A 21,268-nucleotide genomic window follows, 5' to 3' on the forward strand; every position below is an offset into this window, starting at 1 on the left:
TATCGGTGCAAGAGAGGGGAACTACTATGGTCGATATCGAGGAGCAGCCGTTGCCGCGCACGTTTGAGGAGTTCAACGAGCAACGCAAGGCGGCGTTTATTCGCGTCAAGGATTACAAACAGGCGGGCAATCGCCTGATCGGTTTTCTGTGCAGCTACACGCCGCTCGAGATTATCGATGCCGCGGGGGCTGCGAGCGTGGCGCTGTGCGGCACGTCCGACGAGGTGATTCCCGAGGCCGAGAAGGTGCTGCCGGCAAATCTCTGCCCGCTCATCAAGTCGACGTACGGCTTTGCCTTCTCGCAAAAGTGCCCGTTTACGTACTTTAGCGACATGATCATCGGCGAGACCACCTGCGACGGCAAGAAGAAGATGTACGAGCTACTCAACGAGCTCAAGCGCACGCACATTCTGCACCTGCCGCAGGGTCGCGACCGCGCCTACGAGCGTGAAGGCTGGTACGAGGAGTGCCGCCTGCTCAAGGAAGAGCTCGAGAACTTCTACGACATCACGATCACCGATGACGACCTGCGCGCCGCTGTCCGTCGTCGCAATCGCTTGCGTGCGGCCCAGCTCGAGATGTTCGCACTGCAGGCCAACCAGCCGGCGGTCATGAGCGGCGTCGACCTGATGAGCACCATGTTCGCCGGTACGTTCAGCTTTGATATCGAGGCCTATACGCAGCAGCTGGAGCAAAAGGTTGCCAAGCTGCGCGAGGCCTACGACGCGGGCGAGCGCCCGGTTGCGGCGGATGCCAAGCGCATTCTGATCACCGGCTGTCCGGTGGGCGGTGTGATCAACAAGATCGGCCGTACTATCGAGTCCAACGGCGGTGTGGTCGTGTGCATGGACGACTGCTCGGGCGAGCGCACGGCGGCCATGATGATCGACCCGGAGGCTCCCGATATCCTGCACGCCATCGCCGACCGCTACCTGGACATCAACTGCTCGGTCATGACGCCCAACGACAGCCGCATGGGGAACACGCTTGCCATGTGCGAGAAGTATCATGTCGATGGCGTGGTAGAGAGCGTGCTACAGGCCTGCCACACCTTTAACGTGGAGAGTGCGCGCATGCAGGAAGCTGTCGAGGGTGCGGGTATTCCGTATATGAAGATCGAGACCGACTACAGCAACGGTGACATGGGCCAGATCGAGACTCGCATCGCCGCCTTTATCGAGACCCTGTAGGACAAATGCGGCAAAGGGATAGCTGCTTTGCCGCATAGAAGGAGGATGCCGTGGTTGGCATTGGTATCGACATCGGTTCGACGGCCGCGAAGGCTGCGGTGGTGGACACGGATGGCGCCATTGCGTGGACCTGCGTCATACCGACGGGATATTCGTCGGTTGATGCGGCCGAGCGCCTGCGCGTGGAACTCGCGGCCGCCGGCTATGACGTGGCTGCCGACGACGTGCGTGTGATCGCGACCGGCTACGGCCGTGTCGCCGTGCCCTATGCGCATAAGGTCGTGACCGAGATCACCTGCCACGGTACCGGTGCCGTGCGTCTGTTTGGCGACCACGGTACCGTAATCGATGTTGGTGGTCAGGACACCAAGGTCATCCAGCTTAAAGGTGGTCGCGTGGCCAAGTTCGCCATGAACGACAAGTGCGCTGCCGGCACGGGGCGCTTTTTGGAGATCATGGCCGACCGTCTGGGCATTTCCCAGCAGCAGATGGCCGACCTGGCGCGTTCCGGCGAGCCCACCAAGATTTCCAGCATGTGCACGGTGTTTGCCGAAAGCGAGGTCATAAGCCTGATCGGTCGCGGTGAGCCGCGCGAGAACATTGCGCGTGGCGTGATCGACAGCGTGGTCTCGCGTGTGGCGACCATGGCCGGGCAGGCCGCGGGCGCCCCGTACTACCTGACCGGTGGCCTGTGCGAGAACGCCTTCGTAGTGGAGCGGTTGGGCGAGCTACTGGGGTCGCCGGTGACCACCTCGCCCCAGGCTCGCTTTGCCGGAGCGATCGGCGCGGCTGTCCGCGCCGCCGCCTTGGCCTAGGGGTGTACCGCGACATGCGCATCCTCAATATCTCGGCACAAAAACCAGATAGCACCGGTAGCGGCACCTACCTTGCCGCGCTCGTGCGCGAACAGATCGAGACGGGTCATCGCGCCGCCGTGCTTTGCGGCGCGGCACCGGGTGATACCCAAGGCGAGCTGGACCGGCGTGCTGCCGTGTTTGCCGTACCGTTCGAGTCGCCCGAGCTGCCGTTTCCCATCTGCGGTATGTCCGATGTCATGCCCTATCCCTCCACACGCTATCGTGACCTGACGCCTTCGATGCTCAAGGCGTTTGAGCGGGCATTTGCTGCTGCAATCGATCGGGCGGTGGCTGAGTTTCGGCCCGATCTGGTGCTCTGCCATCACCTGTATCTGGTGACCGCATTGGCGCGCGAGTGCGTCCGGGGCGTGCCGGTTGTTGCCGTGTGCCATTCGACCGACCTGCGGCAGCTGCGTTCGCATGCGCTCGAGCGCGATCGCATCGTACGTGCGGTTCGTCGGCTCGATGCCGTCTTTGCGCTCCATGCTGAGCAGGCTGAGCAGATTGGCCTGGTGTGCGGCGTCGATGCCGATCGCATCCACGTGATTGGGACGGGCTACGACCATCGCGTCTTCTGCCGCGACGCAAGCGTGGCGAGGCAGCCGGGATCGCTTGTGTACGTGGGCAAGATTTGCTTTAAAAAGGGCGTCGAGTCGCTGGTTCGAGCCGTGTCATTGCCGATTGACGATGACGTCCGCCCATCTGGCTTGGTACTTGTGGGCGGCCGCGGGGACGATGCCGAGTACGCGCGTATCGAGCGCTTGGCCGCGGCCTCGGATGTGCCGGTGACGCTGGCGGGGCGCCTGGATAGCGATGGGCTCGTGCGTGCCTACCGCAGTTCCGACGTCTTTGTGCTGCCTTCGTTTTACGAGGGTCTGCCGCTCGTGACGATCGAGGCCCTCGCGTGCGGCTGCAAAGTTGTGGCGACCGATTTGCCCGGCGTTCGTCCCTGGATGGAGGCGATGCTTCCCGGTGCTCCCGTGACGTGGGTGGCGTCGCCGCGTATGACGGATGTCGACACGCCCGTGGCGGCCGATCTTCCGTTGTTTGAGCGCGCACTGGCAGATGCTATCGCGCGGGCGCTTGCGGCGCCGCCTTCGACGTTCGAGCCGTCGGCGGTCTCTTGGAAAGCGTGCCTGGCGCGTATACTTAAAGTCGTTGATTTGTTGGAAGGGGGTTCGTATGGCTAAGGACACCATGAGGCTCACGTCCATGACGGCCGCGAGCGGTTGAGCCGCTAAGTTGGCTCCTGGAGCCCTCGCCCAGGTCCTGGGCGATTTACCCAATGTGCATAACGACAACTTGCTCGTGGGGTTCGATACCTCCGACGATGCGAGCGTCTTCCGCGTAGGGGAGAACCTGGGGCTCGTGCAGTCCATTGACTTCTTCCCGCCGATGGTCGACGACCCGTTCCTGTTTGGCCAGATTGCCGCGGCAAACTCGCTGTCGGATATCTACGCCATGGGCGGGCGGCCGAGCCATGCCATGAACCTGCTGTGCATTCCCAGTTGCCTGGGCGTTGAGGTTGCCGGTCAGATTCTGGCGGGCGGCGCCGACAAGTGCGTCGAGGCGGGTTGCTCCATCGCGGGCGGCCACACCATCAACGACGACGAGCCCAAGTACGGCCTGTCCGTGAGCGGTTTTGTGCCACTCGACCGCATGCTCGCCAACAGCGGCGCACACGTGGGCGATGTTCTGCTGCTGACCAAGGCGATCGGCTCGGGCATCATCACCACGGCCATTAAGGGCGAGCTCATCGAGCAGGACGAGGCCGCAGCCATGTTTGACTCGATGCGCACCCTCAACGAGGCCCCGATTCGTCTGGCCGAGGGACTCGAGCTTCACGGCTGTACCGATGTCACGGGCTTTGGCCTGATCGGGCACGCGTGCGAGATGGCCGAGGGCTCGGGTGTGCAGATTGAGCTTACGTCGGGAGCGGTACCGCTCTTTGACCAGGTGCTCGACATGGCGCGCCTGGGCATTATTCCCGCGGGCTCCTACCGCAACCAGGACTTCTTTGACCCGCGTGCGGCTGCCGACGAGGACCTGGAGCCGGGCATGTTGGATGCGCTGTACGATCCGCAGACCTCGGGCGGCTTGCTTATTGCGGCGCCCGCGGTGGACGTGGATGAGCTTGCGCGTCGTTTGCATGCCGAGGGGCGCGTTGCCGCCGTTGTCGGGCGCGTGTGCGAGGCGGAGCCGGGCGGTCCTGCGGTCCGCGTTGTCCGTTAACGACACGTTTATTGAGCCATGTACCGTTCTAAAACGATTTATTCGAAAGGAAAAGCTATGTCTACCAAAATTGAAGTCAATGCCATGGGCGATGCCTGCCCGCTGCCCGTCGTCAAGACGCTCAAAGCCCTGAAGCAGCTCGATGGCGAGGGCACCGTCGTGACCTCGGTCGATAACGAGACCGCCGTCAAGAACATCTCCAAGATGGCGCAGGAGAAGGGCTGCACGGCCTCGGTCGAGAAGGTTTCTGACGCCGAGTGGCACGTGACCGTGGCGACCTCTGGCGCCGTTGCCGTGGCCGATCCCGAGCAGGATGGCGCTGCCTTCTGTGATGCCAGCGCCGGCAAGGGCAAGCTCGTCATTTCCGTCTACACCGATTGCATGGGCCGTGGCGACGACGAGCTGGGCCACAAGCTCATGAAGGCCTTCATCTTTGCCGTGACGCAGCAGGAGGAGCTGCCCGCGACCATGCTGTTCTACAACGGCGGCGCCAAGCTCACCGTCGAGGGCTCGCCGGTGCTCGATGACCTGAAGGGTCTGGCCGAGCAGGGTGTCGAGATTCTCACCTGTGGCACCTGCCTCGACCACTATGGCATTAAGGACCAGCTTGCAGTAGGCGAGGTCACAAACATGTACGTGATCGTGGAGAAGATGGAGCAGGCCGTGCGCGTCGTGCGCCCGTAGCGTTTTGGTTGGAGTTGCCATGAGGGAGAAGCGCCCGGCGCTTGTCATCACGTTTCCCACCACGGCGGCCGCCATGGGCTGCGAGTCCCTATGCATCGAGCGCGGCCTTCCCGGGCGAACGATTCCCGTGCCCGGGGAGGTCGCTGCCGGCTGCGGTCTTGCGTGGAAGGCGTTGCCTGCCGATGAAGAACTGCTGCGCGGCGAGCTTGCCGCGGCGGGCGTTCCCACCGAGGGCTTTACCGTGATCGATATGTGGGAGGTCGTGCGATGATCTACCTGGATAACGCGGCGACGACCATGCATAAGCCGCAGACAGTCATCGATGCCGTGACGCAGGCGATGTGCTCGCTCGGTAATGCCGGGCGCGGCGCCACGTCGGGTGCGCTCGACGCGGCGCGTACCATCCACGGCTGCCGTGCCAAGCTCGCGCGCCTTTTGGGTTGCCCGAGGGCGGACCATGTGTGCTTTACGCCCAACTCCACGGCGGCGCTCAACACCGCCATCAACGGGGTGGTGTGCCCCGGCGACCGCGTGGTCACGACGGTGCTCGAGCACAACTCGGTGCTACGTCCGCTCAACCGCCTTGCGGCAGAGCAGGGCGTGACCGTTGAGCATGCGGGCTGCGACGCGAACGGCGTGCTCGACTACGACGAGCTCGAGCAGCTGGTCACGCCGGGCACGCGTGCCGTGGTGGTGACGCACGCCTCCAATGTGACCGGCAACGCGATCGACATCGCGCGCGTGGCCGCCATGGCCCATGTGGCCGGCGCGCTCGTGATCGTCGATGCCTCGCAGTCTGCCGGTACGGCGAAGATTGACATGGATACCATGGGGCTCGACGTCGTGTGCTTTACCGGCCACAAGGGGCTCATGGGACCCCAAGGCACCGGCGGCCTGGCCGTGGCGGAGGGCATTGACGTGGCTCCGTGGGCCATGGGCGGCACGGGCGTGCGCAGCTTCGACCCACTGCAGCCGCTCGAGTGGCCCACGCGCCTTGAGGCGGGCACGCTCAACGGTCACGGCATCGCGGGACTTTCCGCAGGCCTCGACTTTATCGAGGCCCAGGGTGGGGTCGAGGCGATTGCTGCCCACGAGCGTGCGCTCGCTAATCGCTTCCTTGTCGGTGTGCGCGAGATTCCGGGGATTAAGCTCTACGGTGCCTTTGACCAGCCGACGCGCTCTGCGATTGTGTCGCTCAACGTGGGCGATATCGATTCTGCCGAGATCTCGGATGCGCTCATGCAAGGGTGGGGGATTGCGACGCGCCCCGGCGCCCATTGCGCCCCGCTCATGCACCGTGCGCTGGGAACCGAGCGCCAGGGCGTCGTCCGCTTCTCATTTGGGTATTTCAACACGACCGAAGAAGTCGACACGGCTATCGATGCTCTGTGCGATTTAGCCTGCTAAAGCTGCTAGAGCGTATATACTTGCGGGACGGGTGTTTTTGCCCGTCCCATTTTATGTTTCAACCCGAAAGGTGTGTCTATGGTCTCATCCGCCCCGCGCGGTCTGCGCTCCGACCATGTCGTTACCGTCGGCATTGCGCTGTTCTCGATGCTCTTTGGCGCCGGTAACCTCATTATTCCGCCGCTGCTGGCGCTGCAGGCAGGTTCTGCCACGCCGGTTGCCATGATCGGCTTTTTGATTGCCGCTATCGGTCTGCCCGTCATGGGCTTTATCGCCGTCGCGCTCGCCGGAACGGCGCGCGAGCTTGCCGGCCGCGTGCACCCCAAGTTTGGTGAATTCTTTGTCGCGGCGGTCTACCTTGCCATCGGTCCGTGCCTGGCCATTCCGCGCACAAGCTCTACGGCGTTCGAAATGCTGGTGCCGCTGCTACCCGAGGGCGTTTCGCTCGGCACAGCACGTCTGGTGTTTGCCATCGGGTTCTTCGTCGTCGCGTTTGTGCTCACGCTGCGCCCGGGTGTCATCACACGCGTGCTCGGCCGCATTACGGGCCCCGCGCTCATTGCGCTTATCGTGCTGGTCGTGGGTGCTGCCGTGATCTCGCCGCTGGGACCGGCTGCCGCGCCTCAGGCTCCCTACGATGCAGGCGCCGCCGTGCAGGGCTTTCTGACTGGCTATCAGACCATGGACCTGCTCGCGTCGCTCGCCTTCGGCATCATCATCGCCGAGACCATCCACGAGTTGGGTGTTACCGATGACAAGCGCGTGGCCTTCGAGATTTCGCGTTCCGGTGTGATCGCCGGCGTGCTCATGGCCATCATCTACTGCGGCTTGGGCCTTGCCGGTATGCAGCTCGGTACCGTGATGCCCGACGCTACCAACGGCGCAGCCATCCTCGCTCGTTCGGCCTCCATGCACTTTGGGCTTGCCGGCACGGTCGTGGTCTTCGCCATCTTCTTCCTCGCCTGCATGAACGTGTGCATCGGCCTCATCAGCTGCTGCTCGCGTTACTTCTGCGAGACGTATGTGGTCGAAGGGGGAGCGGAGGCCTCCGAGGAGGACATGCGCCGTCCCTTTGCGGTTCTCGCCTTTGTGTTCGCGGCATTTTCGTGCGTGCTCTCCAACGTGGGCCTCGACGTCATTCTTATGTTCTCGGTACCTATGCTCAACGCCCTGTATCCCGTTGCCATCGTGCTGGTACTGATGGGCCTGGTGCACGGCTTTTGCGACGCTCATCCGCAGGTGTGGGTCTGGGTCGGCGGCGTGGTCGCGGTGCAGAGTGTGATCACCTCGGTCCGCGACGCATTCTTTGCGGGCGCGTGGTTGCCGTTCGATGCGCTGCCGCTGGCAGATATCGGCGCTGCGTGGGCGCCGGTTGCTGTGGTCGCGTTTGTGATTGGTCTGGTTCATAGCCAGTTTGTCGCACATTCGAGGAGCTAGGGTTTCTGCGCTTGCACAGGCGGGGAGTCTCCCCTATAATTTCCTTCGCTTTGGGACACGCAAGGTTTAGACCTTAGCTGCTCAACACCTTCGGGACGTGGCGCAGTTTGGTAGCGCGCCTGCTTTGGGAGCAGGATGTCGCAGGTTCAAATCCTGTCGTCCCGACCATATCTTGCGGGCGTAGTTCAATGGTAGAACCCCAGCCTTCCAAGCTGATGACGCGGGTTCGATTCCCGTCGCCCGCTCCAGAAAAACAGCAGGTCAGAGGTATTAAAGCTTCTGGCCTGCTTTTTTAGTCGCAATGAATAGTCGCAAAATAGTCGCAAAATACTATTTGATTGCGCTTTGATTGCGACCGTTCCAGCCCTGTCCAAGCGCCCCCTTTTTCGCTTGCCCGTGCGCCCTGCGGTGCTGTCGGTTTCGCCTTTTCCGTGCCATGAAAAAAGCCGCCCACGGTGATTGTGGACGGCTCTGAGCGCCTTGTTTCGGTCTTGTGCTGTCGTGGTCGCTGGTCGGCGCTGTGCGCCGTTTTGGGGCTTCTGGTTGGCTCTGCTAGCGCTCGCGGTTCAGCTTCCGCGCCCGCTCCTTCTCCCTTTGGCATTCCCTCTTTTCTGCCGTGTAGCGCCTGCGGGCTTTCATAAAGTCCACGCGCTCCGTCATAGCGTCAGCCTTGGCGATCTCGTAGCACGTTGGGCACAGCCCCATGTTGTACGCGCGTGTGCTGGTTTCCCTTAGCCTGTGCCGCCCACAGTTGGGGCACAGACCGCCCAGCCTTGGGCGCATGGTCATGTATACGCCCATCTCATCGGCTTTCGACCTTATCGCGCCCTCCGTCCTGCCCATCGCCATTGCTAGGAAAACGTACCCGTCTGCGGCGTGGGCTATCAGGTAGCGCTTATCTTCGTCCGTCCACGCCTTGCCGCTCTTTTGCGCGTCACTGCGCTTGTTTTCCCGCTTCACAATGTCGTATACGGTCGGGTTGTCGGTCGTGCCGCCCTTGTTTTGGCGCTTCTTGCTTTTTGGCGGGCTTCCAGCGTCCTTTTTGGCGTTTCCTTCCATCCCGCTACCTCCTTGGGCGTTTCATCCGCAGGGCTACAGCCCCGCTAGTATGGTCGGGGAGAGAGGAATGGGGCACACGCGGATGGTAGTCCGTGGGCGGTTCGATGCGATCCGTTACCGCCCCTCCCTTACCTTGCCCGCGTCCTCTTGTTTCGCTTCCTTCACCTCGGCAAAGCAGTTGTACGCGGGCAAATATTTGAGTTCCAAAGTGCACGGTTTATAGCTCTTGTTCTTCACTATGTGCAGCGTGACCGATTTAACGCTTTTCTCGCCTTGCTCCGCTCTCATCTCGGTTATCGTCTCCACATCGTACGAAAGCCGCGTGCTGCCGTTTACGTTCATCATGTCTGGTTTGTTGGTTCGTACGGCTTCCTTGCTCATGCTGCTGATCACTATTATGGGTATCTTCAATTCCATTGCCGCGTTAGATAGCAGATCAAGTATTTGGACGGTTTTCTGTTGTTCATCGCCGCTGCCGTTTTTCGGTGCGATTTTCAGCCTTTGCAAGAAGTCGACCACGCACAGACGCACGTTGCCCAATGCGTACAGATAGGTAAGCAACAGTTCGACCTCATCGCCCTGCGGGTGGTTGCCTATAAGGTGGTTCTTTTCCAGCTCTTCATAGGAATAATAGCCTTTGAGCATTTCGCGGGCTTCGTCCATGTCTTTGTATCCGTACTCGTCTACGTACGGTCTTAGATCCAGCAGGTTCTCTAGCATCTGGGAATGGTTTTCACAGGCATTGGGCCTACAGTCCTCGCCCAGTATTTCGCTAATCTCATTGCGCGTTCTGTCGGTCGGTTTCATGAATCTAAACCGTGGAACGCTCTCAAACATCGTCCTTTTAACCTCATCGGCTGCTTTCAGGTAATCGCCCACAGTGCCGTCCATGATCTCTTTGATAGCTTTCAGGCACTCCTTTAATTCGCGTTTATGGCTAGCGGGGTTCTTCCTGTAGCGCTTAACGGCGTTCATGAGCTGGTTTAGCCGTATAAGTTTGTCGTTCGGAACGTCATTGTATGCAAACCGCTCTATGCCAAGCTCCTTTTCCTTTAGCAGGGATACGCAACTTGCCAAGCGTGCCCGCACGTCTGGTTCGCTCGTGTCCAAGCCCCAGTAGAGAACTTGCTCGTCTCCCCAGTCGTTTGCTTTATCACTGATAGCCTTTTGGCATATGAACAGGGATTGCGCCGTCTTTCCCGTACTGGGCGGTGCCATGATTATGTGCACGCCCGCAGCTAGACCGCCGCCCAGCTTTTCATCCAGCGATGCTATGCCCGTCTTGAATCTGGGTATGGCGTTTTTCGCCGCCGTTCTGATAATGCCTGTCGCGTCCGATAACATTTCGTCAATTTCCCGTAGCAGTTCGAGCGATTCGGTCGTTTCGCTTTCGGGTTCATCCTCATCGCCCTCGGTCGCGCCCGTCTCCTGTTCTGTCCCTCCATCGCTCTGCTTCTCGTCCTCGGGTTGCTGGTCGTGTTCGGTGGCGCTCTCCTGCTTCTCATCGTGGTCGGCGTTGGGCGTTTCGACCTGCCGCGCGGCTTCTTCTTCGTCTATCAACCGCAAACACTCCCTTTCGATTTCCCTCTGCTGTTCCCGCTCTCCACTCCTTTTCAATCTTTCTTGTTCGTAGTCCTCGCAATTCAGGGTGAACAGGTACCATTCCTGCTCGGCTATATCCACTCGCGTTTTAAGGTCGGTAATCCCCATAGCCGTGAGCCGTTCGCCCATATCATCGTAAAACGCGTATTTTTCTCTACGTGATCGCTCCCTTTCCGTTTCATCCATTCGGGCATATCGCCCCCTCTCGTGCCATGCGCTGATACCTTCAGACCGTCCACGTGATTCGCCGTCATGAGTGGTCGGTAGTGGTCGCGCGGTTTTTTATTTTTGAAAGTAGGAGTAGGGGTGCTATCGTCCCACCGCGAATAAAGCGGTGGGCGTATAGCAGCCCCCTTCTTCTCTTCTTATGGGTTGGTTGCAGTGAATAACCTACAAACGGCTGCAAAGGTAACCTTTGCGTGAATAACCTTTGATTTGTAGGTTGTTCGGGTTGAATAACCTATATGGGGCGTTAGGTTATTTGCATTGAATAACCTATAGACCTAGCGTTATCACGCTTGACCGTTTTGTATCCGCTCTATCAGTTCTTCAACTGCGGTCTGCTCTTGGTCTGATCTGCCCGTGCCGCTGTCCTGTTTGTGTATGCACCGCTTCTTGCCTTTGGGCTTGCCCTTGCCTTGCTGCGGTAGCGGCGTGTCGGGCATTAGGTAGTATTCGCTCGCCCTGCCCTTGTGTCCTGCGCTCTTTAGCTCCAAGCCGCGAACATTGCGCCCCTTGGCTGGGTCTGTTTTCTTCAATCTGGTTATCGCTGACGTTACGCCGCCCTCTGAGCAGTTGGCGAACGCTGCCAACTCACTGCGGCTGCGCCACGCGTATTTTCTGCCGTTCTCGTCAGTTTTCGCCCATTGGGCTAGCGCTATGAGTATCAGTATCTCCTTGGCTGAGAAATTGTTGTGTGCCCACGCCCTCGCCCATGCTTCAAATACCTTTGAAAACGGCTCATTTGTATTTGCCGCCATAGATCTGACCCATTAGGCGGCTGTGTCGATGCCGATATATTCGAGCAGCGCCGCCTTGTTGATGCGCCACATTTTCATGACCTTGGCTGCTTTGATCTGTCCACGGTCGCATGCTCGGCAAACCGAGCGCTCGCTGCAATCCAGCAGGGTTGCCGCCTGCTTGACGGTCAGAACGAGCGCGTCAGAGTTCAAGATTTCCTCTAGCGTCTCGGCGCTGCGGGCTTTCTCTTGGCTGGTTGTGGTCTTGGTATCCGCGTCCATCTCTTTAACCTCTTTCGTTTGTGGACGGTCTTACAAGTCGAAAGATACCCGTAGGGGAGAAGCGCCGCCGCGCACGTCTGGGCGGCTTCCGTTGCGCTTTCGGTGCAATGGCTGAGCGCCTTATTTTCCATAGGGGCGTATAGCTCTCTGTAGAAGCGATGCGAATTGTATAAGGCGGCTGTAGCCCTGCGGCTGCTGCCACGTTGCGCGAATTGTGCAATGGCAGTTATTTTCGCTTTGGTCGGAAGATGCACAGACTGTTCATATTTTCAGCTATGGAGAGCTAATGGGTGCTATGAGCCGTCGCCATGCTCCTGCAACCTCTCGACCATCCGCTCTACAAGCTCTAGGTCGCTGTCGGTCAGACTGTCGAGCATTTGAGCGATATTCATAACGGCTATCTCGCGCGGGGTGGTCGGTGACCCCAACGTGTTCGCTTCTTCCAGCTCGCCAATGAACCGCTCGGTAACTTCGTTGGGCGATCTGGGCGGCGTGGCGCTAATCTCGGCTACGGCTTCCAGTATTCGGTAGATATGTTCTCGGTCTTTCTCTGATAGCCCCTGTAGCCTGCCTAGCCGCCTGCTTAGCGTTGAGCCGTCTTTGCCAATACAATCCGCTACAGCGGTTTGCGATACGCCGTAATGCTTGAATAGAGCCTGTAGCGCTGTCTTGACCGCGCCGTTGGGCAGAAAAGCCATTGCATCTGCCATTTGCTCTTTCAGGCGCTCGTCAATCATGGGCGCTAGACCTCCAAGTGCCGCGCGTGTCCCAGCGATGCGCTAGAATGGCGGCGTATACATTTCCCGTTTGCAGTGCGGGGAGTTACGAAAAAGGGGCGTTCGGCTTTCGAGCGCCCCGACCTGTCTATATTCTATTCCCGCTCGGCGATAGCGCTAGATGGTTGGTGTGGCTGGGCTATCGCTTTCAAATTTCTCTTACCTTCCTAGTCCTCGGTTCCCGTCCTGTTCAGCTCGATAACTGAGCCGTCCTTGGCGTGCTGGGCAACGTCTGCCATGTATGCCTGCTCAACCACAGCCGCGCCGCGCTTCTTGGCTTCTCTGTCGGCGCTCGCGTATATGTTCAGCGTCATAGCTGCGTTGGCGTGTCCCATCATGCTCGCCACGGTCTTAATATCCGTGCCTGCCGTAACCGCCGCCGTTGCGAACGTGTGGCGCAAGTCATGGAACGTTGGGCGGTTGCCCTCCGTGCCTATAAGCTCCAGAGCGTCAGCCGCGATCCTCCACCTATGCGAAAGATAGTGGGGCTGCATAAACGAGCCGTCAGCGCCGCCCGTCACGTACATGTTTTCATCGAACGGAACGCCCAACTCTAGGCACTCGGCTTTGGCGTTGGCTAGGCGTGCCGTGAGCATGTCGGCGATGATAGAGGGGGCGTACAGCTCGCGCCTGCTGCCGCCCGTCTTGGGTTCCTTTACGTACCACTTTGAGCCGTCACGCCCTATGGTGCGCTCGATGCTTACGGTTCCCTCGTCCAGATCAACGCACTTCCACGTCAGTCCGCATATCTCGCCCTCGCGCAATCCCATATACATTGCAAGGGCGAACCCAACGTTTAAGGGCTTGTCGGGGTCTAGGGCGATGAACTGCGCTACCTTGGCGCGTCCCTTTGCGTCTAGCGCGTTGGGGTTCCTATGTGCCTGCTTGGGGTTCTTAACGCCGCGTGTGGGGTCTTTAACGAGCCTGTCGCGGTCTACCGCCTGCCGCATAGCAGAGCGCAGGTTGGTTAGGCACTTCTTCACCGTGGCGGGTGAGTACTTCTTGCCCAGTTTCGTAACCCATGCCGCCACATCGTCTGGGGTCAGCTCGTCCAGCTCGATTTTCCCGATGCTGGGCGCGATATAGCTTTTGAGTATGCGCCTTAGCTCGTTGGCTGATGAACGCTCGATGCTGTTCGCTCGTTCCTCCACGTACTTCCCGAAATACTCGGCTACCGTCTCGCCGCTGTGGGGGTCTTTTACAGTCTGCTCGTTGAGCTGTTGGCGGATTGCTTCGGCTTCTTGGTTCGCCGCCTTTTCGACCTGCTTAGAGCGCCCGTTGTCGCGTCCCTCGGTTTTGAGCGTGACGGTCTTTTTCTTCCATTTGCCGTTTTCGTCCTTGTAAGGGTACTGGGCTTTCCATTTGTAGTCGGTCGTGCCGTCTTTGCGCACATAGTCGTGTTTGATTAGCGAATAGGTGGCGAACGTTTCCGCAGGTAGCAGGGTATCCATGTCTCTCCTTTTTGGTCGCAATATTGGTCGCAAAATAGTCGCAAAATGGCGTTGACTGAACTATAAAACATAGACTTTTTAGACGCAATAGACGGAAAAACAGCAGGTAGAGCATCCGCGTTTTCGCAGGTAGACAGCACAGTGCAAAATGTCGCAACACTTCCAAGCTGATGACGCGGGTTCGATTCCCGTCGCCCGCTCCACAAGATAGCTTAACGGCTCTGATTCCCTTTGGGATCAGAGCCGTTTTCGTAAACGTGCCGGGCGACGGGAATCGAACCCGGCAGGGTGCGAAGCTGAGAAAATGCGTGAGCATTTTCCAGCGCAGCACGCAAGGGCCAATGGCCCGCAGCGAAACAAGGGTTTGCGAAGCAAGCCCTTGGACTTCCCGTCGCCCGCTCCATAGGATAGATGAATGGCTCTGGTTCCTTTTTGGGACCAGAGCTATTTTCGTAAGTGCGCGTGGTGACGGGAATCGATGCCGCCCCACGCCCACAAATCCGCGATGAAATAGTTCCTGTTTAGGCTTTTGATGGCCATTCAAGAACTATTTCACCGCAACTTAGGAGGGGGTGGGGTTAGCTGCGGGGGCGGTGGCGGAGCTTGTCGATGGTGGAGTCGGTGCTGTGACTGCGGGCTTCGGCGGCGCGGTCGCGAGCGTCGGCCGCGGTTTGGCGCTTGCGGCGGTAATCGATCATGCCTTGGATGATGGGCTTGCCAAAGCTCACGACATCATCGTTGTAGATGGCAGTTCGGGCTGCGAGGAGGCAGTCGGTAAAGTCCATATGGGTCTTGCCAAAGAGTTTGATGGCAAGGGCGACAACGGTGGGCTCGTCGACCATGACGTCATCGAGCAGCCTTTTCATGGCCGCAGCAATCTCAACGCGGGGAACCTTATAGACGTCACGCAGCGTGACCACGACGCGCGTGATGATTTCGGGGTAGACGCGAGCGGTGCGCGTGGCGATGACCTTGGCGGCACGCGGTGACAGAACTTCGTCGTCGTCAAGTAGGTAGCGCAGGATGACGGTCTCGTCGATGATGGTGCTACTCATGGATATCTACTTCCTCGGGACCCAAAATCGAATCGTCGCTTTCTGTAGCAAGGTACTCAATCCAGGCATTGCGCTCCTCGGAGCGGCGATTGGGATCTCCATATGCTTTGAGCGATCCATAGGCGGCGGTGCCGTCCTTTGAGCGCACGGCGACCGGCTGAAAGGGGAGCTTGCGCATCAAAATACTCTGCGCGACAAAAAGGCGAACGGCCTCGGCAAGCGATGTGCCCATGGCGTCGTAGAGGCGCTCGGCATGCTGTTTGTCCTCTTCGCGAATGCGCACCTGCAGGATGGCTCGTTTTTGCGTCGATGACATCACTGGCCTCCCTTAATGAGCATGCAATATGAATGGTCAAATACAGTATTGGCTATAATAGCCAATCTTATAACCACTACTTTATTGCACTAGAGTAATCGATTGTGAACAACATTACAAACGTACAACATTCACCAGAAACGAGCGTGAAATCTTTCTTGGGCGTACGCATGTAATACACTCACCTTTATAGCTTCTAGAGAATAATTCCAACCTGCCAAAACCCCTGCAATACACCCGTATTGCAGGGCCTATGCTCAAGTTTGCCCCCTGCAACTGCGTATATTTAACCTGTATATCGTTGGAGGAATTCTATCGAAGTGCCTGTTTCGCCGCATGCACTCGATACGCCGATGCCGGACCACGGGCGGTCCGGGGCTACGTCGACAGGATCTCTCCGACATGGGATTCAGGAGGGAGTGAACAACATGGGCAATAAACGAGTCGTGGCTGATTCTTCACGCTGCATTGGGTGCCAAACCTGTATGGCGGCGTGCATCGAAGCACACGATATTCCCGGCAACATCGCCGCACCTCGCTTGCGCGTAACGCGCACCTACGAGATTTCCGCGCCGGTGGCATGTCACCACTGCGAGGATGCCCCGTGCGCCAAGGCCTGCCCCACGGGCGCCTTGTTCTTTGATCCAAAGAACCATCGCATCGGCGTCAACGAGGACAACTGCATCGGCTGCAAGAGCTGCGTCATGGCCTGCCCCTTTGGCGCCGTGAGCGTGGCGACCACGCAGGTCCCCGTCTTGATGGGCGACGTGCGCGTGGGTTCGCAGACTAAGAGTTTCGTGCTCAAGTGCGACCTGTGCGTGGACCGTCCCGGCGGTCCGGCGTGTGCCGAGGCGTGTCCGACCAAGGGCCTCACCCTGGTAGACGAGGAGCGTCTGGCGGAGCTGACTGCCGAGCGTGCCCGCGCCACCATCGAAAACGAGGCGTAGGCGGGCGGCCATACAAGCCCAACGATTGTCAAATACGTACCGATTAATCGGTAGCAGAGAAAGGAAGGAGGGTGTCATGGAGAAGCATAAAGTGATCTGCCCGTATTGCGGCGCCGGTTGCCAGTTTAACCTCTTGGTCCAAAACGGCCAGGTCGTGGGTACCGAACCGCTCAACGGCATCACCAATCAGGGCGAGCTGTGTCTTAAGGGCATGAGCGGCTACGACTTCATCAACGACACCAAGATCTTGACTCCTCGCGTACTGCACCCGATGATCCGCCGCACTAAGGGCGCGGATCTTGAGCGCGTAAGCTGGGACGAGGCACTGGATTTCACCGCATCTAAGATGCAGGCCATAATTGACGAATATGGTCCTAACGCTGTCATGACCACCGGCTCTTCGCGAGGCGGCGGCAATGAGGCGAACTACGTCATGCAGAAGTTTACGCGTGCGTGCATCGGCACCCACAGCGTGGACAACTGCGCCCGTACTTGACACGGCCCTACTGTCCTCGGTCTGATGGACACGGTTGGTTCAGGTTGCATGTCATGCTCCATCCCCGGTATGGAGGATGCGGGCTGCATTTTCCTCTTCGGCTATAACCCTGCCGATTCGCACCCCATCGTCGCAAGGCGTATCGTGCGAGCCAAAGAAAAGGGTTGCAAGATCATCGTCGCCGACCCGCGCCATATCGAAACCGCGCGTATCGCCGATCTCTACCTTCCGATCAAGAACGGTTGCAATGTTGCGTTCCTCAACGCCTTTGCCAACTGCTTGGTCAACGATGGCCTCTACGACAAGGAATTCGTCGCCGAGCACACGAACGGCTTTGACGAGTGGTGGGAGACCATCAAGAACTACACTCCCGAATCCGTACAGGACATCACGGGTGTCGAGCCCGCGTTGATCCACCAAGCTGCCGAGATGTACGCCACGGCGAAGCCCTCTGCCATCATTGGCTGGGGCATGGGCGTATGCCAGCAGAAGCAGAACCTGAAGACGGTGCACACCATCGCCTCCATCGCCTGCGTTGCCGGCCAGATCGGCAAACCCAACTCCGGCCTCGCGCCCGTGCGTGGCCAGAATAACGTCCAGGGCTCCTGCGATATGGGCATGCTGCCCAACCTGTACCCTGGCTACCAGAAGGTCACCGACCCGGCAGTGCGTGCCAAGTTTGCCAAGGCTTGGGGCGTGCCCGAGGAAAAGCTCCCGCTCGAGGAGGGCTACAAGCTCACCGACCTGGGCCACCTGGTCGACGAGGGCAAGGTGCACTGCTTCTACAACTACGGCGAGGACCCGGTGCAGACCGAGCCCGATTCGGCCGGCATGCGCAAGACGCTCTCCGAGCTGGATCTGTTCATTTGCCAGGACATCTTTATGACGCAGACGACCATGCTCGCCGACGTCATCCTGCCCGCTACCTCTTGGGGCGAGCACGAGGGTGTCTTTACCGCATCCGACCGTAGCTTCCAGCACTTTGACGCGGCCGTTCCGCCCAAGGGCGAGTGCCGTCACGACTGGGAGATCTTCGCGGACCTGTCCACGCGTATGGGCTATCCCATGCACTACGACAACACCGAGCAGATCTGGAACGAGTGCATTAGCCTGTGCCCCAACTTTGTGGGCGCGACCTACGAGAAGATGGCTCCCGAGGGCGGCTACGCCCAGTGGCCCGTCAAGAGCACCGATGTGGACGACCACGGTACGCCTGACATGTTCGCTGGTGGCAAGTTCACCACCAAGGACGGCCGCGCCAACCTGATGGCGCACGACTGGGAGGCGCCCTCCGAGCTTCCCGACGATGAGTACCCGCTCATCCTGTGCACCGTCCGCGAGGTCGGCCACTACAGCTGCCGCTCGATGACCGGCAACTGCAAGACGCTGGCGCTGCTTGCCGACGAGCCCGGTTTTGTCCGCATGAATCCCGCGGACGCCCAGGCGCGCGGCATCAAGAACGGCGACATCGTCTCGATTCACAGCCGCCGCGGCCAGGTATACAGCCGCGCCGACGTGAGCGACCGTATCAACAAGGGCACGGTCTATATGACCTATCAGTGGTGGATCGGCAAGTGCAACGAGCTGACCATGCACAAGGTCGACCCGGTCTCGCATACGCCCGAGGACAAGTTCTCCGCCTGCCAGGTCGACGCCATTGCCGACCAGGTCTGGGCAGAGGGCGAGGTCGAGCGTCAGTACACCGAGCTCAAGCAGGCTCTGGTGGACGCTGCCGCTCCCCAGGACGTTGAGCCCGGCGCCGCCAAGTTCGACGACGAGACGCACGTGAATCAAATCGTGTAGTCCCGTTCTCGTTGGCTTTTTGGGCCGGGCGTCCCGTACGTTCGGGTGCCCGGCCCGTTATTTTGAAAGGAAGTGGGGATGAACCGCTTCATCGACATCAACCCGGAGAGGTGCATCGGCTGCGGAACATGCCAGTCCGCCTGTGCCGACGCCCACCGGATGCAGGGTCTTCAGGATACGCCGCGCCTGGCGCTCGTGAAGACCGGCGGTATTTCGGCCGCCCTTGCCTGCCACCATTGCGAGGGTGCCCCCTGCGCCGAGGTTTGCCCGGTGAATGCCATCGAGCACGATGGCGATCGCATCCACGTCAAGGAGCAGGAGTGCATCGGGTGCAGGCTGTGCGCCATCGCGTGCCCCTTCGGAGCCATCCATCCCGATGGCACGTCTATCGCCGGTGTCGCAGGCATGTGCGACCCGACGCCTTCGTATCCTAAGTCCCTGAGCAGCCTGCTTACGTGGGCTCCCGGCCAGTACACCTGCGCTGTCAAGTGCGACCTGTGCGCCTTCGATCCGGACGGCCCGCATTGTGTGGCGGCGTGCCCCACCAAGGCGCTGACCGTCATGGGCGGCGCGGCCGATCGCGAGCTCGACGAGGCCAAGCGCCTGCGCTCGATCGAAAACGGTCCGGTCGTCGACGTTACCGCTGTGGCCCAGGGCCTGTCCGAGAAAGCAGAAGGGAGCGTAAACAATGGATAGCATGACGCTGTTTATCGCATCGCTTGCCGTCTCGTGCATCGGTGCGCTCGCCTCGGTTCTGCTGATCAAGGCCGATAACGCCGCCAAGACCGCCGGCTGCCTTATCGGCGCCGTCGCCGCGGTGCTTTCGTTTGTTGCCGGTATCCAGGCCGTGCTGGGCGATGTCACGTCGGTCGACACCATCGTGTTCTTCCCGTTTGCCCATTTCCAGCTGCTGCTCAATCAACTGTCCGGCCTGTTCGTGGCGCTCATCTCGGTGCTCGCGTTTGCCGGTTCGATCTACGGTCTCAACTACTTTGATGAGTACCCGGGCAAAAAGGGCCGCGCCGGCTTCTTCTTTAACACCTTCGTGGCGTCCATGATGCTCGTCATCACCGCCGACAACGTGTTTTGGTTCTTGGTCGCCTTTGAGCTCATGTCGCTGACCTCGTACTTCCTGGTCGTGATCGAGGAGAACGAGAACTCCATCCACGGCGGTTGGCTCTACTTTGTGATCGCGCATGTGGGCTTTGTGCTCATCATGGCGAGCTTCCTCACCATGACCAACTTCGCCGGTGGCTCGTTTGCCTTTGCGGATTTCCGCGCCACGCAGTTTAGCCCCGCGGTCGCATCCGTGTGCTTCGTGCTCGCCTTCTTTGGCTTTGGCGCCAAGGCCGGTATCATCCCGCTGCACGGCTGGCTGCCCAAGGCACATCCCGAGGCGCCGTCCAACGTGTCTGCCCTCATGTCCGGCGGCATGATCAAGATCGGTATCTTCGGCATCCTCAAGGTTGGTCTCGACCTGCTCTCCGCCTCGGGCGTTCAGGTCTGGTGGGGCCTTATGGTCATGGTCTTCGGTGCGATCTCGTCGGTCCTCGGCGTGGCCTTCGCCCTGCAGGAGCATGACATCAAGCGCCTGCTGGCCTATCACTCCGTCGAGAACATCGGCATCATTCTGCTCGGCGTCGGCGCTTCCATGGCCGCCATGGCGCTCAACTCGGTCGGCATCGCCGTCCTGGCTCTGATGGCCGCCCTCTACCACACGTTTAACCACGCGATGTTTAAGGGCGAGCTGTTCTTGGGCGCCGGTGCGCTGCTGTACTCCACGGGTACGCGCAATATGGAGAAGATGGGCGGCCTGTTCCGTCGTATGCCGGCAACGGCCATCTGCTTCCTCATTGGCGCGCTTGCCATTTCGGCTATCCCGCCCTTCAACGGCTTTGTGTCCGAGTGGTTTACCTACCAGTCGCTCTTTAATGCCGCCATGCAGGGCGACAAGGCCGTCATGATCGTGGCCGTGTTCGCTGCCGTCGCGCTTGCCATTACCGGCGCGCTGGCTGTCACGTGCTTTGTCAAGGCCTATGGCGTCTCCTTTGCCTCCGCACCCCGCTCCGAGGCCGCGGCCAATGCCAAGGAGGTTCCCGCCCCCATGGTGTTTGCGCAGGGCCTGCTCGCGGCCATCTGCGTCGTGCTGGGCATTGGCGCTCCCGTGATCGCGCCCGTGCTGGTCGATGTCGCCGCGTCCGTGCTGCATCCGTACGGTGGCGTGTTTGCCGCCGAGGGCATGGAGCTCATGAACCAGTACTCCGGCGCTGCCACCTCCACGCCCGCGATCGCCATTGCGCTCGTGGTGCTCGTCGGCCTTGCCTGCGGTTATCGCAAGCTCAAGACCGTCGGCAAGGTGCAGAAGTCCCAGCCGTGGGCATGCGGCTATGCTCCCAACGAGCATATGCCCGTCGTGGCCACGACCTTTGCCTCCGAGGTGTCCTGGTTTATGCAGCCGCTCTACACGCTGCGTGACCGTTGCACGGCCGTCTGCTGGTCCATCGCGCACTTCTTCCAGAAGCTCACCGGTGTGGCCGAGGCTGTGGAGCCCGTACCCGACAAGGTTCTCGTCGATGCCCCGCATAAGGGTGTCGAGAAGCTCGCCGACCTCGCGACTAAGCTCGAGGGCGGCAACTACAGCATCTATATCTGCTACATCGTCGCGGCACTCGTGGTGTTCCTCGTGCTCGCCGTGCAAATGGGTTAAGGAGGGGA

20 protein-coding genes and 2 tRNA genes are annotated in these 21,268 nt (G+C 60.0%); 14 read left to right on the plus strand and 8 right to left on the minus strand.

The features are described 5' to 3' along the window. The first annotated feature begins 26 nt into the window (after positions 1 to 26). From DWZ01_RS00355 to DWZ01_RS00400, 10 genes are all read left to right on the plus strand, one after another. On the plus strand, positions 27 to 1,190 hold the full coding sequence (locus DWZ01_RS00355; RefSeq protein WP_199412354.1) for a double-cubane-cluster-containing anaerobic reductase: 1,164 nt from the start codon (positions 27 to 29) through the stop codon (positions 1,188 to 1,190). A 50-nt stretch (positions 1,191 to 1,240) separates the two neighbouring features. After that, positions 1,241 to 2,005, plus strand: a complete 765-nt coding sequence (locus DWZ01_RS00360) for an acyl-CoA dehydratase activase (RefSeq protein ID WP_117847545.1) — start codon at positions 1,241 to 1,243, stop codon at positions 2,003 to 2,005. A 14-nt stretch (positions 2,006 to 2,019) separates the two neighbouring features. Further along, positions 2,020 to 3,237: a glycosyltransferase family 4 protein gene (locus DWZ01_RS00365; RefSeq protein ID WP_117847547.1), complete on the plus strand. Its 1,218-nt coding sequence runs from the start codon at positions 2,020 to 2,022 to the stop codon at positions 3,235 to 3,237. Next, positions 3,230 to 4,279, plus strand: a complete 1,050-nt coding sequence (gene selD / locus DWZ01_RS00370; protein ID WP_117847549.1) for a selenide, water dikinase SelD — start codon at positions 3,230 to 3,232, stop codon at positions 4,277 to 4,279. The genes DWZ01_RS00365 and selD overlap by 8 nt, the downstream gene beginning before the upstream one ends. Before the next feature lie 57 nt (positions 4,280 to 4,336). Next, positions 4,337 to 4,963 carry a sulfurtransferase-like selenium metabolism protein YedF gene (yedF, locus tag DWZ01_RS00375; RefSeq protein ID WP_035138030.1) on the plus strand — a complete coding sequence of 209 codons (627 nt, stop codon included), beginning with the start codon at positions 4,337 to 4,339 and terminating at the stop codon, positions 4,961 to 4,963. A gap of 19 nt (positions 4,964 to 4,982) precedes the next feature. Then, entirely contained in the window at positions 4,983 to 5,234 is a 252-nt protein-coding gene (locus DWZ01_RS00380) for a DUF3343 domain-containing protein (protein ID WP_117847551.1), read from the plus strand. Next, positions 5,231 to 6,370, plus strand: coding sequence for an aminotransferase class V-fold PLP-dependent enzyme (locus DWZ01_RS00385; RefSeq protein ID WP_117847553.1), 1,140 nt, complete (start codon positions 5,231 to 5,233; stop codon positions 6,368 to 6,370). Before DWZ01_RS00380 ends, DWZ01_RS00385 begins: the two co-directional genes overlap by 4 nt. A 78-nt stretch (positions 6,371 to 6,448) precedes the next feature. Next, a complete protein-coding gene (brnQ, locus tag DWZ01_RS00390) occupies positions 6,449 to 7,807 on the plus strand; it encodes a branched-chain amino acid transport system II carrier protein (RefSeq protein ID WP_117847555.1) in 1,359 nt (452 codons plus the stop codon). A 91-nt stretch (positions 7,808 to 7,898) separates the two neighbouring features. Further along, positions 7,899 to 7,975: transfer RNA gene (locus DWZ01_RS00395), tRNA-Pro, on the plus strand. Between the two features lie 6 nt (positions 7,976 to 7,981). Next, positions 7,982 to 8,055 (plus strand) — tRNA-Gly (locus DWZ01_RS00400). A gap of 304 nt (positions 8,056 to 8,359) precedes the next feature. Here the strand turns inward: DWZ01_RS00400 and DWZ01_RS00405 are convergent. The 8 genes from DWZ01_RS00405 to DWZ01_RS00440 form a co-directional block, all read right to left on the minus strand. After that, on the minus strand, positions 8,360 to 8,866 hold the full coding sequence (locus DWZ01_RS00405) for a hypothetical protein (protein ID WP_117847557.1): 507 nt from the start codon (positions 8,864 to 8,866) through the stop codon (positions 8,360 to 8,362). Between the two features lie 114 nt (positions 8,867 to 8,980). Next, positions 8,981 to 10,654 carry a DnaB-like helicase C-terminal domain-containing protein gene (locus DWZ01_RS00410; protein WP_117847559.1) on the minus strand — a complete coding sequence of 558 codons (1,674 nt, stop codon included), beginning with the start codon at positions 10,652 to 10,654 and terminating at the stop codon, positions 8,981 to 8,983. 326 nt (positions 10,655 to 10,980) lie between these two features. Beyond that, entirely contained in the window at positions 10,981 to 11,448 is a 468-nt protein-coding gene (locus tag DWZ01_RS00415) for a hypothetical protein (RefSeq protein ID WP_117847561.1), read from the minus strand. 12 nt (positions 11,449 to 11,460) lie between these two features. After that, a complete protein-coding gene (locus DWZ01_RS00420) occupies positions 11,461 to 11,709 on the minus strand; it encodes a helix-turn-helix domain-containing protein (RefSeq protein ID WP_117847563.1) in 249 nt (82 codons plus the stop codon). Positions 11,710 to 12,002: 293 nt separating this feature from the next. Then, positions 12,003 to 12,446 carry a hypothetical protein gene (locus tag DWZ01_RS00425; protein ID WP_117847565.1) on the minus strand — a complete coding sequence of 148 codons (444 nt, stop codon included), beginning with the start codon at positions 12,444 to 12,446 and terminating at the stop codon, positions 12,003 to 12,005. 206 nt (positions 12,447 to 12,652) lie between these two features. Next, complete coding sequence (locus DWZ01_RS00430; protein ID WP_117847567.1) at positions 12,653 to 13,936, minus strand: tyrosine-type recombinase/integrase; 1,284 nt, start codon at positions 13,934 to 13,936, stop codon at positions 12,653 to 12,655. 578 nt (positions 13,937 to 14,514) lie between these two features. Then, the gene (locus tag DWZ01_RS00435) at positions 14,515 to 14,991 is read right to left on the minus strand and encodes a PIN domain-containing protein (RefSeq protein ID WP_199412356.1); all 477 of its coding nucleotides are present in this window, start codon (positions 14,989 to 14,991) and stop codon (positions 14,515 to 14,517) included. After that, complete coding sequence (locus DWZ01_RS00440) at positions 14,984 to 15,307, minus strand: type II toxin-antitoxin system RelB/DinJ family antitoxin (RefSeq protein ID WP_117765829.1); 324 nt, start codon at positions 15,305 to 15,307, stop codon at positions 14,984 to 14,986. Before DWZ01_RS00440 ends, DWZ01_RS00435 begins: the two co-directional genes overlap by 8 nt. A gap of 428 nt (positions 15,308 to 15,735) precedes the next feature. Here DWZ01_RS00440 and DWZ01_RS00445 point away from each other — a divergent pair, with 428 nt between their 5' ends. From DWZ01_RS00445 to hyfB, 4 genes are all read left to right on the plus strand, one after another. Next, positions 15,736 to 16,254: a 4Fe-4S dicluster domain-containing protein gene (locus tag DWZ01_RS00445; RefSeq protein ID WP_022095206.1), complete on the plus strand. Its 519-nt coding sequence runs from the start codon at positions 15,736 to 15,738 to the stop codon at positions 16,252 to 16,254. Positions 16,255 to 16,330: 76 nt separating this feature from the next. Next, positions 16,331 to 18,553, plus strand: a complete 2,223-nt coding sequence (fdhF, locus tag DWZ01_RS10975) for a formate dehydrogenase subunit alpha (protein WP_117847569.1) — start codon at positions 16,331 to 16,333, stop codon at positions 18,551 to 18,553. 78 nt (positions 18,554 to 18,631) lie between these two features. Beyond that, the gene (locus DWZ01_RS00455; RefSeq protein ID WP_022095203.1) at positions 18,632 to 19,249 is read left to right on the plus strand and encodes a 4Fe-4S dicluster domain-containing protein; all 618 of its coding nucleotides are present in this window, start codon (positions 18,632 to 18,634) and stop codon (positions 19,247 to 19,249) included. After that, positions 19,242 to 21,260: a hydrogenase 4 subunit B gene (gene hyfB, locus DWZ01_RS00460; RefSeq protein ID WP_117847571.1), complete on the plus strand. Its 2,019-nt coding sequence runs from the start codon at positions 19,242 to 19,244 to the stop codon at positions 21,258 to 21,260. Before DWZ01_RS00455 ends, hyfB begins: the two co-directional genes overlap by 8 nt. Positions 21,261 to 21,268 lie beyond the last annotated feature (8 nt).

This window comes from Collinsella sp. AF28-5AC, from assembly GCF_003457875.1.
In the GTDB taxonomy this organism is placed as follows: Bacteria; Actinomycetota; Coriobacteriia; order Coriobacteriales; family Coriobacteriaceae; genus Collinsella.